This window comes from Pseudomonas sp. AC211 (genome assembly GCF_979258055.1).
The window spans coordinates 2,111,350-2,124,660 of record NZ_OZ409830.1; the positions used below are offsets into that span (position 1 = coordinate 2,111,350).

The window sequence follows — 13,311 nt, forward strand, 5'->3', positions numbered from 1 at the left end:
GCCGTACCATCGGCAAAACGCGACCCCCCCAAGGCCGCGCATTTTAAGCGCTTTCCCGCTCCACCAGTTCACATTCCAGCAAATTCAATTGCTGCAACGGCTCATCCCCCTCGATCACCCCCAACGCCTGCAACACCCGCCGCGCTGCCACTTCGCCAATTTGCCGGGCGGGCGGTTTGATGGTGGTCAGGCTCGGCAGCAGCATTTCGGCGAAGGCGTAATCGCCAAAGCCCACCACGGCGCAGTCTTGGGGAATGCGCAAACCGGCGCGCTGGCCGGCGAGCAGGCCGCCAGCGGCAACGTTGTCGTTGGCGAAGATGATCGCGTCGGGGCGCGGGGTGCGGTTCATCAGCGCGTCCATCGCCTGCTTTCCGCCTTCAAAGGGCGTGGCGTCGCTGCTGGGCACGAACACCCAGGGCTCGCGGCCAGCTTCGCGCAGGGTTTGCGCGTAACCGTCGCGGCGTTCCAGGGCGCTGAAGTCGCCGGCCGCGCTGTTCTGCACGAAGGCGATGCGCTGGTAGCCCTTGTCCAGCAGATAGCGCGCGGCGCGTACGCCCACGTCGTGGTGCAGAAAGCCGACCTGCATGGGGCTGCGCTCGGGCTGGTAATCCCAGATTTCCACCACCGGAATGTCCGCCTCGGCGAGCATTTTGTCGGTGCCCGGCGAGTGGAAATGGCTGGTCACCACCAAGGCCGCAGGCGACCAACCGAGAAACGCCCGCACGGCATTTTCTTCCTGGTCTTCCGAGAAATAACTGGAGGCCAACAGCAACTGATACCCGTGCGCGGCCAAGGTGTCGCTGAAGCCCTGAATGGTGTTGGCAAAGATCGGCCCGGAGATGTTTGGCACCACCATGCCGACGATGCGCCCACGGGCTGAAGCCAGCCCGCCGGCCACCAGATTGGGCACATAGCCCAACTCGGCGACCACCGCGTGAATGCGCTCGCGCAGTTCGGGCGATACCTGTTCCGGCTGGTTGAAATAGCGCGACACGGTGATGGCCGAAACACCCACCTGCTTGGCCACGGTGCTTAACGTCACACGCCCGGCGCCACGGCGTTTGCGGGTGGTTTCTTTGTCGCTGCTCACGGTAAAAGCCGATCCTGGGCGAGGGGAGTGGCGGCCACCTTACTGCATTTGGTAGCGCTAACAAAAGATCCGCGCTAAATCACTTTATGGAATATAAAAGTAATTTATTAGTATTTGACGGTCTATAAATGCCCCGTTGATACTGGTGATGTTAGCGCTAACAAGCGCCGCGCTGTCGCCACGCACTGCCACTCGTACGAGCGAGACCAGACACCGACAGCGCTCTACAGAGCCCACCGCAGCAGTGGGCCACGTCTGGGTCTTTAAAGGGGCAGTCCACCATGAACACCGCAGCATCCACTTTTCCGCGTCGCAGTCCGTTGGCCCTGGCCGTTTTGCTCGCCGCGCTGGGCCAGTACAGCGTTGCCGCCGAGCCGTCTGAGCCAACCGAAAGCGCCGAGCAAGCGCCCACCCTGAGCACCGTTACGGTTACCGCCACCCGCCGCGAAGAGTCGCTGCAAAAGGTGCCGGTGGCGGTGTCGGTGGTCGATGGCGAACAGCTTGAGCGCGACAACCGCAACAACGTCTCGAGCATCGTTCAGCAAGTGCCCACGCTCAACTACCGCAGCGGCGCCTCGAACAAAGACACCTCGTTGTTTATCCGTGGCGTGGGCACCATCACCACCTCGCCGGGCATTGAGCCCACCGTGGCGACTGTGATCGATGGCGTGGTGCTTGGCCGCCCCGGTCAGTCGACGCTGGACCTGCTCGACCTGGAACGCATCGAAGTGCTGCGCGGCCCGCAAGGCACGCTGTTTGGCAAAAACGCCTCGGCCGGCGTGCTGAACATCGTCAGCAAAGCAGCGCCGGAAGAAACCCACGGTTACGTCGATTACTCGCACTTCGGCGGCGGCAACGAAAACCGCCTGCGCTTTGGTATTGGCGGGCGCCTGACCGACACCGTGAAAGGCTCGCTCACCACCTTGCTGGGCACGTACGACGGCAACGTCGAGAACGAATACAACGGCCATGACGTCAACGGCTACGACCGCAAAGGCGCGCGCGGCAAGTTGGAAATCGAGCCGAACGACGACGTAAAAGTCACCCTGATCGCCGACTACACCGATGGCAAAGACACCATTCCCAACGGCGTCATCACCCAAGCCAGCCCCGCGTTTGGCACCGCTCTGGGCAGCAGCGTTAGCCCCAGCGACCACAATCGCAGCATCAACAGCGACTTCAACACCCGCGTCTACGACCGCAACCAGGGTTTGTCTGGCCAAGTGGACTGGAGCCTCGGCGATTACACGCTGACCTCCATCACCGCCTGGCGCGGCTGGAACAACACCCAGTACCAGGACGGCGACCGCCTGGCGCAAGTGGCGGTCGGCTTCCCGCAATCCCACGACAAAGGTCAGCTCGACTACGACCAATACTCACAAGAACTGCGCCTGGCCTCGCCCAAAGGTGAATTCAACGAATACGTGCTCGGCGCGTTTTACATGCACGGCAAAAGTGAAGAGAGCTACCAGCGCGCCGTCACGCCGGTCAGCTTTGTCACCCAACGCGGCCGCGCCGACTACGAAGCCACCAACGACAGCTACGCCGTGTTCGGTGAAAACACCTTCAACTTCACCGACGACTTTCGCGGCATTCTCGGCCTGCGCTGGACCCACGATGACCTGGAATACAAACACCAGCGCGTATCGACCGCCGCGGCCACTGGCATTCAGCCGAGCTACGCCAGCAACGGCTCGGTGGACGAAGACGGCTTTACCGGCCGTGCCGGGTTCCAATACGACATCAACGACAACCTGACCAGCTACATCACCTACTCGCGTGGCTACAAAGGCCCGGCCTACAACGTGTTCTTCAACATGCAGCCGCGTGACACCGAAGCGTTGAAACCGGAAACCTCCAACTCCTGGGAAGTGGGCCTGAAAAGCACCGCCTTCAACAATCGCCTGACCGCCAACCTGGCTGCGTTCCACACCGAGTACGACAACTACCAGGCCAACTTCTACGACGTGGTGGCCGGCGCCGTGGTAACCCGCCTGATCAACGCCGGCAGCGTGAAAACCGAAGGCGTGGAACTGGATGTGAGCCTGCAAGCCACCAGCCAACTGAAATTCTCCGGCGCCGTGGCCTACACCAAAGCGCGCGTCGACGAATTCAGCTGCCCGGTCGGCGCCGCCGCCTCGTGCGACATCAACGGCAAACCGCTGCCCTACAGCCCGGACTGGAAAACCTACGTACGCGGCGACTACACCATCCCGCTCGACAACGGCCTGGATATCGAACTGAGCACCGACTACGCCTGGCAAGACCACGTGCAATACAGCCTCGACCAGAACGCCAACACCATCCAGGGCGCCTACGGCATCTGGAACGCCAGCGTGGCATTGGCCGACTACAACGACGGCTGGCGCGTAGCGGTGCTGGGCAAGAATCTGGCGGACAAGAGTTATTCCAATGGGCTGGCGTATAGCGGCGCCAACTACGTTTATCGCTCGGTGCCTAGGGATGATGAGCGGTATTTTGGGGTTGAGGCGCGGAAGGATTTTTGATGTTTAACAAACCTCTCAAAACCCACCACCGTCATCCTCGCGAAGGCGGGGATCCAGAATGGCCCGTCGAACGGTGCTCGTCACAACACTCTGGATTCCCGCCTGCGCGGGAATGACGGATGTAGGGGCAAAGAAATTCGTTTCCGACAACCCACCCCTGTAGGCGCTACTCGAATGGGCTGGCGTACAGCGGCGCTGACTACGTGTATCGCTCGGTGCCTAGGGATGATGAGCGGTATTTTGGGGTTGAGGTGCGGAAGGATTTTTGAGGTTTAACAAACCTCTCAAAACCCACCACCGTCATCCTCGCGAAGGCGGCGGTCCGACGATTCGGGATCCAGTATGGCCCGTCGAACGGTGCTCGTCACAAAACTCTGATCCCCGCCTGCGCGAGGATGACGGGTGTAGGGGCAAAGAAATTCGCTTCCGACAACCCACCCCCTGTAGGCGCTACTCGAATGGGCTGGCGTATAGCGGCGCCAACTACGGGTATCGCTCGGTGCCGAGGGATGATGAGCGGTACTTTGGGGTTGAGGTGCGGAAGGATTTTGAGGTTCGAGCCTGACCATTACGTTGAACAACCCCACCGTCATCCTCGCGCACGCGGGGATCCAGAATCTTGTGACGAGCACCGTCCGCCGGACAATTCTGGATCCCCGCGTGCGCGAGGATGACGGACGTAGGGGCAACGAAATTCGTTCAGACAACGCCACCCCTGTAGGAGCGGCTTCAGCCGCGATGCCCTTGACCTTAAACAACCCAAAAAGCACCACCAGGAAACCCAAACCCATGACCACCCCCACCCGCCAACTCAGCCTTGGCGCCTTCCTCATGGCCGGCGGGCACCACATCGCCGCCTGGCGCCACCCCGACGTGCAGGCCAATCCGCTGGATTTCGCCAGCTACAAACGCACCGCACAAATCGCCGAGGCGGCCTGTTTCGATGCGGTGTTTGTCGCCGACAGCGTGGCCGCCAGCACCGACGACATTGCCAGCCACACCTCACGTTCGGTGTACTTCGAGCCGCTGACGTTGCTGGCCGCGCTCAGTGCGGTGACCGAGCGCATCGGGCTGATCAGCACGGTCACCACCAGCTACAACGAGCCTTACCACGTGGCGCGTAAATTCGCCTCGCTGGATCACTTATCCGGTGGCCGCTCAGGCTGGAACCTGGTCACTTCGGATGCCGCCGCCGAAGCCTTCAATTTCGGCCGCGATGCGCATATTCCCCACGCCGAGCGCTACGCCCGCGCCCGCGAATTCCATCAGGTGGTTACCGGCCTGTGGGACAGCTGGGCCGACGATGCCTTTGTGCAGAACAAACAGTCCGGCCAGTTCTACGACCCGGCCAAGCTGCACGTGCTCAACCACAGCGGCGAGCATTTCAGCGTGCGCGGTCCGCTTAACGTCGCCCGCTCGCCGCAAGGTCGGCCGGTCATCGTGCAGGCCGGTTCTTCGGAAACCGGTCGCGCCCTGGCGGCGGAAACGGCGGAAGTGGTGTTCACCGCGCAAACCTCTTTGGCCAAAGCGCAGGCGTTTTATGCCGATGTGAAAGGGCGCATGGGCGCCTTTGGCCGCGAGCCCGACGCGCTGAAAATCATGCCCGGCGTGTTTGTGGTGGTCGGCCAGAGCCGTGACGAAGCGCAGGAGAAATTCGAGCAGTTTCAGGAGTTGGTCGAGCCACAGGTGGGCGTCGCCTTACTGGGACGCATGTTGGGCAATTTTGATTTGTCGGGTTATCCGCTGGACGGCCCGCTGCCCGATTTACCGCTCACCGAAAACGGTCAGCAGAGCCGGCAGAAATTGCTCACCGAACTGGCCGGCGCCGAGAACCTGAGCCTGGCGCAACTGGGCCGGCGTATTGCCGGTGGAAGAGGGCACTACAGCTTGATCGGCACCGGAAGCGACATCGCCGATGAGTTGCAGGCCTGGTTCGAAGGCGGCGCGGCGGATGGCTTCAACGTGTTGGTGCCGCACTTGCCGGCCGGGTTGGAAGACGTCGCCCATTTTGTGGTGCCGGAGCTGCAACGGCGAGGCTTGTTTCGCACTCAGTATCAGGGCAGCACCCTGCGTGAGCACCTGGGCCTGACTCGGCCGGTGAATCCGTTTTTCAGCCAATGACATCAAAAGATCGAGGCTGAAGCCTCTCCTACAGTGAACGCATTTCTCTGTGAGAGAGGCTTTAGCCTCGATTCCTGAAACCAAGAGACCACCCCATGACCTACCTCGCCAACCCCGACCGCTACCAATCCATGCCCTACCGCCGCGTCGGCCGCAGCGGCCTGGTATTGCCGGCGCTGTCCCTCGGCCTGTGGCACAACTTCGGCGATGCCACGCCGATTTCCACCCAGCGCGCGTTGCTGCGCACGGCGTTTGATCTGGGCATCAATCACTTCGACCTGGCTAACAACTACGGCCCGCCCTATGGCAGCGCAGAAACCAATTTCGGTCGCCTGCTCAAGGAAGATTTCGCCGCGCACCGCGACGAGCTGATCATTTCCACCAAGGCCGGCTGGGACATGTGGCCCGGTCCCTACGGCCAAGGCGGCAGCTCGCGCAAGTACCTGATTTCCAGCCTCGACCAAAGCCTGCAGCGCTTGGGCCTGGATTACGTCGATATCTTCTATTCGCACCGCTTCGACCCGCACACGCCGTTGGAAGAAACGGCCGGCGCGCTGGCGAGCATCGTCGAGCAGGGCAAGGCGTTGTACATCGGCATCTCGTCTTACTCGGCGGGAAAAACCCGCGAGATCACCGCCTTGCTGCGCGAGCGCAACGTGCCGCTGCTGATTCATCAGCCTGCGTACAACCTGCTTAACCGCTGGATCGAAAAAGACCTGCTCGATGCCACCGACGAGGTGGGCGCCGGCGTCATCGTGTTCACCGCCCTGGCCCAGGGCTTGCTCAGCGACAAATACCTCGATGGCGTGCCGCAAGATTCGCGCGTAAACCGGCCGGGCGGCGCCTCGCTGCGTCCCGAGCATTTGTCCGAAGCCAACATCGAACGCGCCCGCGCGCTGAATGAAATCGCCAAGCGCCGTGGCCAAAGCCTGGCGCAACTGGCCCTGGCCTGGACCTTGCGCGACCCACGCGTGACCTCGGCCCTGATTGGTGCCAGCCATCCTGAGCAGATCGTGGAAAACGTCGCGGCGCTGAACAACCTGGCCTTTAGCGCCGAGGAGCTGGCCGAGATCGACCGCTACGCCGTCGAAGGCGGAATCAACCTCTGGGAAAAACCGTCCACCGACTGGGAATGACATGCGCCTATTAAAACGTTTTACCGCGCTGTGGCTGCTCGCCGCGTGCAGTCAATTGGCGTTGGCCGATCCGGCCACGCTGCGCATCGGCTATCAGAAAGGCTCGGCGAGTCTGGTGTTGGCCAAAGAGCACAAGCTGCTGGAGCAGCGCTTTGCCAACACGCAGATTAAATGGATTGAATTTCCGGCCGGGCCGCAGATGCTCGAAGCGCTGAATATCGGCGCCCTTGACGTGGGTTCCACCGGCGATATTCCGCCGCTGTTCGCCCAGGCGGCCGGCGCCGATTTGCTCTACATCGCCGCCGAGCCGGCCAAGCCGCAAGCCGAGGTGATTGTGGTCGGCAATGCCAGCCCGATTCACAGCGTGGCCGAGTTAAAGGGCAAAAAGGTCGCCTTTCAGAAAGGCTCCAACTCGCACAATTTGCTGCTGCGGGCGCTGAACAAAGCCGGCCTGGCATTTAGCGATATTCAGCCGGTGTACCTGTCGCCCGCCGACGCCCGCGCGGCGTTCGAGCAGGGCAGTGTCGACGCCTGGGTGATTTGGGATCCTTACTATTCAGCGCTGGAACTGGAAGGTAAGGCGCGCCTGCTGGCCAATGGCGAAGGGTTGGGCCTGATTGGGCCATTCTTCCCGGCGGCGCGGCCTTATACCGAGGCGAATCCGCAGTTTATTCCGGCGTTGCTGGATGAACTGGGCAAAGCCGAAGCGCTGATCCGTACTGACAAAGCCGCCAGCATTGCGCTGCTTTCCAGCTTTATGGGCTTGTCGCCAGCGGTGATCGAACGCAGCTTCAGCCATCGTCCGCCGTCGCCGCCGATGGCGGTCAGCGCCGAGATTGTGCAGGCACAGCAAGCCACGGCCGATCTATTTCTGGCCAATCGGTTGCTGCCGAAAAAACTCGATATTGAAGCGGCGGTGTGGCGGCCGTAACCGCCAGGCGAGCGGGGCGCCTTAGCGCTCGCGCATCGCTTCGGAACGGGCTTTGAGCACGGGTTTAAGCAGGTAATCCAGCACGCTTTTATGCCCGGTGATGATGCCGACGTTGGCCACCATGCCGGGAATGATCAGCAGCGGATGCTCGTCGGTTCCCAGGTGGTTTTTGTCGGTGCGCACCTGGATCAAGTAGAAGCTGTTGCCCTTGTCGTCGGTCACGGTGTCGGCGCTGATCAGTTCCAGCTTGGCTTTCAGCCCGCCGTAAATCGTGTAGTCGTAAGCGGTGAACTTGACCATGGCGCTTTGGCCGGGGTGCAGGAACGCGACGTCTTGTGGGCGCACCCGCGCTTCGATCAGCAGGTTGTCTTCCAGCGGCACGATTTCCAGCATGTCGCTACCGGGCTGCACCACGCCGCCGATGGTGTTGATCTTCAGCGTTTTGATGATGCCGTGCACCGGCGAGGTGACGGTGGTACGGCTGACGCGGTCGTCAATCGCGACGCTGGTGGCGGTGATTTTTTGCAGTTCGGTGCGCTTTTCGTTGAGCTCTTTCGAGGCGTCGGAGCGGAACGCCAGGTCGGATTCCTGCATCTTGCTTTTGATTTCGTCGATGGCCGCCTCGGCGCGCGGAATGGCCAGCGAGGTGGAATTCAGCGAGCCGCGAATTTCCACGGCGCTGCGGCGCAAGCGCAGAATTTCCACCGGTGAAATCGCGCCGGTGCCCACCAATGGCTCGGACATGTTCAGCTCTTGCTGCAACAAGCCGAGGCTGGAGCGGTATTGCTCAACCTTGGAGCGAAACTCGGCCAGCTCCTGGGTTTTCTGCCGCAGTTGTTCGTTGAGGGTGCGCTGCTCGCTTTCCAGGTGTTTTTTCCGCGAGCTGTACAGCGCCAGTTCATCGGCGGCCAGTTGCGGCGCCTTTTCCAGAACGTCGGCAGACAGCTGCATGGGCCGGCCTTCGGCTTCGGCAGACAAGCGTTCCACCCGCGCTACCAACGCCATGCGGTCGGCTTCGGTTTCGCCACGGTTGGATAAAAACCGCGTGTCATCCAGACGCATGAGCTTGTCGCCCTTGTTCACCATCTGGCCTTCGCGCACGAAAATTTCGGTGACGATGCCGCCTTCCAGGTTCTGGATCACCTGCACTTTGCTCGAGGGAATGGCTTTGCCCTCGCCGGTGGTCACTTCATCGAGCACGGCAAAGTGCGCCCAGCCGAGAGCGGTGAGCAGCAGGCCGCAGGTCACCCACAAGGTGATGCGCGACAGCCAGGGTGAATCTTCGCGCACCACGCCGTCCACTTCCGGCATGAACTCGGTGTCCTGTTTTTTCTGCCGCAGGCTTGAAAAGTACCCGCGTGGCGGTTGGCTCAGGTCCATGTTTTTTCCGTTAACACTCATCAGTTGACGTCATACCGAGGCCTGGCCGATGCGGCCTTTGCGCAGGGCGTCGATAACCGCATCTTTCGGCCCGTCGGCCATCACTTGGCCGTTGTCGAGCACCACCAGACGGTCGACCAGGCTGAGCATCGAGGTGCGGTGGGTAATCAGCAGCACGGTTTTGCCTTGAATCCAGGTGTGCAGCTTGGCTTTGAGGGCTTCTTCGCTGGCGTTGTCCATGGCGCTGGTGGGCTCGTCGAGCACCAGAATCGGTGGGTCCAGCAGCAGCGCGCGGGCCAGCAATACCGCCTGGCGCTGGCCGCCGGAAAGCAGTTGGCCGCGCTCGCCCACCGGGCGCTCAAAACCTTGCGGATGTTGGCGGGCGAGTTCGCTGACGCCGGTCATTTCCGCCACTTCGAGCATGCGTGCATCGCTCACGTAACGGGCGCCGAGGGTGAGGTTGTCGCGCAGGCTGCCCGACAGCAGCGGCAGGTCGTGGGCGACGTAGCCGATCTGGTGGCGCAAGTCGGCGACGTCGAGTTGGCGCAGGTCGAGGCCGTCGAGCAGCAATTGGCCTTCTTCGGGTGTGTAGAAGCCCATGATCAACCGCGCCAGGGTGCTTTTGCCCGAGCCGCTGCGGCCGATGATGCCGATGCGCTCGCCCGGCTGCATATGCAGGCTGGCGCCGACCAGGGCGGGGCCGCTGGCGTTGGGGTAGGTAAAGCTGACCTTGTGCATGTCCAGCGCGCCCTTGAGTTGGGTGCGCTCCAGCGGCCGCTGTTTGGCTTGGCGCTCTTGCGGCATGGACATCATGGCGTCGGTGCTGCGCATGGTGATTTGCGCTTGTTGGTAGCGCGTAATCAGGCCGGCAATTTGGCCCAGCGGCGCCATCACGCGGCTGCCAAGCATGTACGAGGCCACCAGGGCGCCGACGCTAAGGTTGCCGTCGATAATCAGGTACACGCCGGCAATGATCGTCGCCATGCCGGAGAACTGCTGGAGGAACAGCGTGCCGTTGGTAGCCAGCGCCGACAGGTTGCGCGCATGGGCATCGAGGCGGGTCATGGCGCCGTGGGTGGTTTCCCATTTGTGCTGCCGCTCGCTTTCGGCGCTGCACGCTTTCAGGGTTTCCAGGCCGCTGAGGGTTTCAATCAGCAAGGCCTGACGCTCGGCGCCCAGGGCCAGGCTTTTCTGCACGGTGTCGCGCAGGCGCGACTGAATAATCAGGGCGAAAATAATCGTGATGGGAAAGGCCAGCAGGGGAATCACCACAATCCAGCCGCCGAGCAGACCAATCACCACAATCATCAGCAGGGCGAAGGGCAGGTCGATAATGCTGGTCAGGGTCACGGCGGTGAGAAACTCGCGCAGGCCCTGGAAGTCGTGAATGCTCTGGGCGAAACCGCCGACGCTGGCGGGCCGGGCGATCATCGACATACCTGTGATGCGCTCGAACAAGGTGGCCGAGAGCACCACGTCGGTTTTCTTGCCGGCGACATCCAGCAGATGGGAACGCAGCACCCGCAGCAGCAATTCGAACATCGTGCCCAACAGCAAACCGATGGACAGCACCCACAAGGTCGAAATGGCCTGGTTGGGCACCACGCGGTCGTAGGTCTGCATCACAAACAGCGGCACCATCATGCCCAGCAGGTTGATCAGCAGGCTGGCGAGAATGGCGTCGGCATACAGCCAGCGCGACAGTTTCAAGGTGTCGCGAAACCACGCTTCCACACGCGGCACCAGCGGCGTGCGCAGGTCTTCCAGTTCATGGCGCGGCCGGGCAAACAGCGCCTGGCCGGCGTACTCGGCTTGCAGCAGCTCGCGGCTTACCCATTGCTCGCCGCCTTCGGCCTCGCTGGGCAAAATCAGCGCCTGACCATCGGCGCGCCACTCGCGCAGCACGGCGCAGCGGCCGCCCTTGAGCACCAACAGCACCGGCAGGTTAAGGGCGGAAATGGCATTCAACTCACGGCGCAGCAAGCGGCCTTGCAAGCCGGCGCGGGCTGCAGCGCGAGGTAATAAATCGGGGCTCAGACGTTGTTCAGGCATCGGCAAGCCGGCACTCAAACTGCCACGGCTGGCTGAGCAGTTGTGCAGGTTGCACAAGATCAACAACCCATCGAGCAGCGGGTCATCGTGGTCTAAACGCGGGTCGCCGGACGGGCCGGTCCGTTCCATGGTGGTCACAGTCTCACTACTCCTCATTCAGACCTTGAGCACTCGGCTGACTGCTGTCTGATCGCACTGTGCCACTGTGGTTCAGACAAATTATTCAGCGAGTTCACCGAGGGCTGATACAGCGGGACCCGGCGCCACCCATGCACTGTTGTAGGAGCGGCTTCAGCCGCGATGCTCTGGATTGAAGATCAAGGGCATCGCGGCTGAAGCCGCTCCTACAAGGGCGGGTGGGGCGGCTGGCTGCCGTCGCTTATTTCATCGACGGCAATTGCGCGGTGCTTTTCACTTCGTTGAGCGCGGTCGCTTCGGCGGGCAGCACGGTGCCTTGCTTGCGCAGCAGCTCGCCCATGGCCGATTGCAGGCGGTACATCGAGAATTCCTCGGTGTAGCGCACTTCCACGTAACGACGGTTGGCGGTGAACAGTTCGTTCTCGCTGTCGAGGAGGTCGAGCAGGGTGCGTTGGCCCAGGCCGAATTGGTCTTGGTAGGCCATGCGTACACGCTTGGTGTAGTCGGCGTAGTCACGGGCCAGCGGCGTCTGCAGGCGGGCGTTGCGCAGGGCGTTCCAGGCCAGGGTCACGTTCTCGTTGATCTGACGCAGGGCGTTGTTGCGGATGTCCATCGCCTGGTTGATTTGGTAGGCGGTGGATTGCAGGTTGGCCTTGTCGCGGCCGCCGTTGAGCAGGTTGTAGGTCATCACCACGCCCGCACGCCAGTTGTTGTCATGGCCTTCGTCGCCGGCGGTGTTGTTGTTGGCGTTGGCCGCCAACTCGGCGTCGAAACGTGGGTAGAAGGGCGACTTGGCCACTTCGTATTGTTTCTCGGCGGCGATCACGTCGGCTTGGGCCGATTTCAGCATGGGGTTGTTATCCACCACGCGCTGGCGCGCTTCGTTCACGTCTTCGGGAATCTGGCCTTTGATCGAGGCCGGAATTTCCAGCTCATCGGCGGGGCGGCCAACGGCACTGAAGAAATTGGCTTCGGCGTCCTGCAGGTTCACTTCCTCGGTGTAGAGGTTGTTGGCTGCCAGGGCCAAACGCGCGGACGACTGATCGGAGTCGGCGTTGCTGCCCACACCGCGCTCGCTGCGCAGGTTGATCTGATCGCCCATGCGCTGGTGCGCCTGCAAGTTATTGCGGGCCAGGTCGACCATCTCGCGGCGTTTCAGCACTTCGAGGTAAAGCTGCACGGTGCGCAGCGCCAAGTCTTCGCCGGTGCCTTGGATGTAATAAGACCGGGAATTGACCACCGCTTCGGTGCGAGCAATTTCGTTCGGCGTGTTGAAGCCATCGAACAGCATTTGCCGCAGGCGCAGCTGCGAGGTGCCGTAGTCGAGTTGTTCCTTGTTGTGGCTGTTCAGGCCATTGCCGCGCGCGCGGGTGGTGGGGTTGTCGGTTTCTTCGCGGCCGTAACCGGCGATGGCGTCGACTACCGGGTAGTAACCCCTTGTGCGACGCCGACTTGCTCCTTGCTCGCTCGGCGGTCGTTGATGCTGGCTTGCAGCTCGGGGTGGGTGTCGATGGTGCTCTGGATGGCTTCGGACAGGGTCATGGCCTCGCGCCTGTGCGCAGACCACAGCCAACAGCACGCTAGTCCATAGCGGTTTTATTGCAGGCATGGGTACTTCTCCATAGGTGTGAACGTTGTGTTGGTATGCCAATAAATTGGCTTATGCGCCTACTAGACCGTTTCAGGCTTGTAACATTCCAGCTAAGAACAACTTTAGAAGAACCTAAGAAATTTTTGGAACAAACCTTATGAATATTTATTCTTATGCAGTATGTGAAAACGAGCACATTGTTTTTGCCTGCACGTCACGTTTACCGGGGTCTTTGACGCTGGCGAGACTTGCAAATCACGGTCAATTGCGGTTTCGAGCGTCTGGAACGGGGAGAAACACTGCGGTAGTTTGAGCAGCGCTAGGGCGGTAGTTTTTTGACGTCATGGCTTTTTGATGCAAATCAT

At 61.5% G+C, this 13,311-nt stretch carries 8 protein-coding genes; 4 read left to right on the forward strand and 4 right to left on the reverse strand.

The window, feature by feature from the left end; all coding sequences use genetic code 11:
• Positions 1–43: 43 nt before the first annotated feature.
• Positions 44–1,090 (reverse strand): LacI family DNA-binding transcriptional regulator, encoded by a 1,047-nt coding sequence (locus tag ACZZZP_RS10155; protein ID WP_463382614.1) that lies wholly within the window; start codon positions 1,088–1,090, stop codon positions 44–46.
• 281 nt (positions 1,091–1,371) lie between these two features.
• Between ACZZZP_RS10155 and ACZZZP_RS10160 the strand changes: the two genes are divergently transcribed.
• From ACZZZP_RS10160 to ACZZZP_RS10175, 4 genes are all read left to right on the forward strand, one after another.
• Complete coding sequence (locus tag ACZZZP_RS10160) at positions 1,372–3,597, forward strand: TonB-dependent receptor (RefSeq protein WP_463382615.1); 2,226 nt, start codon at positions 1,372–1,374, stop codon at positions 3,595–3,597.
• Positions 3,598–4,386: 789 nt separating this feature from the next.
• Positions 4,387–5,718 (forward strand): LLM class flavin-dependent oxidoreductase, encoded by a 1,332-nt coding sequence (locus ACZZZP_RS10165; RefSeq protein WP_463382616.1) that lies wholly within the window; start codon positions 4,387–4,389, stop codon positions 5,716–5,718.
• Between the two features lie 95 nt (positions 5,719–5,813).
• Positions 5,814–6,854 carry an L-glyceraldehyde 3-phosphate reductase gene (mgrA, locus tag ACZZZP_RS10170; protein ID WP_463382617.1) on the forward strand — a complete coding sequence of 347 codons (1,041 nt, stop codon included), beginning with the start codon at positions 5,814–5,816 and terminating at the stop codon, positions 6,852–6,854.
• A gap of 1 nt (position 6,855) precedes the next feature.
• On the forward strand, positions 6,856–7,785 hold the full coding sequence (locus tag ACZZZP_RS10175; RefSeq protein ID WP_463536478.1) for an aliphatic sulfonate ABC transporter substrate-binding protein: 930 nt from the start codon (positions 6,856–6,858) through the stop codon (positions 7,783–7,785).
• Positions 7,786–7,806: 21 nt separating this feature from the next.
• Here the strand turns inward: ACZZZP_RS10175 and ACZZZP_RS10180 are convergent, their stop codons facing one another.
• The 3 genes from ACZZZP_RS10180 to ACZZZP_RS10190 all read right to left on the reverse strand — a co-directional run bounded on the left by ACZZZP_RS10180 (position 7,807) and on the right by ACZZZP_RS10190 (position 12,964).
• Positions 7,807–9,165, reverse strand: a complete 1,359-nt coding sequence (locus ACZZZP_RS10180) for an HlyD family type I secretion periplasmic adaptor subunit (RefSeq protein ID WP_122498507.1) — start codon at positions 9,163–9,165, stop codon at positions 7,807–7,809.
• 30 nt (positions 9,166–9,195) lie between these two features.
• On the reverse strand, positions 9,196–11,346 hold the full coding sequence (locus ACZZZP_RS10185; RefSeq protein ID WP_463384688.1) for a type I secretion system permease/ATPase: 2,151 nt from the start codon (positions 11,344–11,346) through the stop codon (positions 9,196–9,198).
• A 250-nt stretch (positions 11,347–11,596) separates the two neighbouring features.
• A complete protein-coding gene (locus tag ACZZZP_RS10190) occupies positions 11,597–12,964 on the reverse strand; it encodes a TolC family outer membrane protein (protein ID WP_463536479.1) in 1,368 nt (455 codons plus the stop codon).
• Positions 12,965–13,311: the final 347 nt, after the last annotated feature.

What these genes read in the sequence shown, in the direction of transcription:
- ACZZZP_RS10160 (WP_463382615.1), top strand. Translation starts at nt 1,372, where the DNA reads ATGAACACCGCAGCATCCACTTTTCCGCGTCGCAGTCCGTTGGCCCTG.
- ACZZZP_RS10165 (WP_463382616.1), top strand. Translation starts at nt 4,387, where the DNA reads ATGACCACCCCCACCCGCCAACTCAGCCTTGGCGCCTTCCTCATGGCC.
- mgrA (WP_463382617.1), top strand. Translation starts at nt 5,814, where the DNA reads ATGACCTACCTCGCCAACCCCGACCGCTACCAATCCATGCCCTACCGC.
- ACZZZP_RS10175 (WP_463536478.1), top strand. Translation starts at nt 6,856, where the DNA reads ATGCGCCTATTAAAACGTTTTACCGCGCTGTGGCTGCTCGCCGCGTGC.
- ACZZZP_RS10180 (WP_122498507.1), bottom strand. Translation starts at nt 9,165, where the DNA reads ATGGACCTGAGCCAACCGCCACGCGGGTACTTTTCAAGCCTGCGGCAG.
- ACZZZP_RS10185 (WP_463384688.1), bottom strand. Translation starts at nt 11,346, where the DNA reads ATGGAACGGACCGGCCCGTCCGGCGACCCGCGTTTAGACCACGATGAC.
- ACZZZP_RS10190 (WP_463536479.1), bottom strand. Translation starts at nt 12,964, where the DNA reads ATGCCTGCAATAAAACCGCTATGGACTAGCGTGCTGTTGGCTGTGGTC.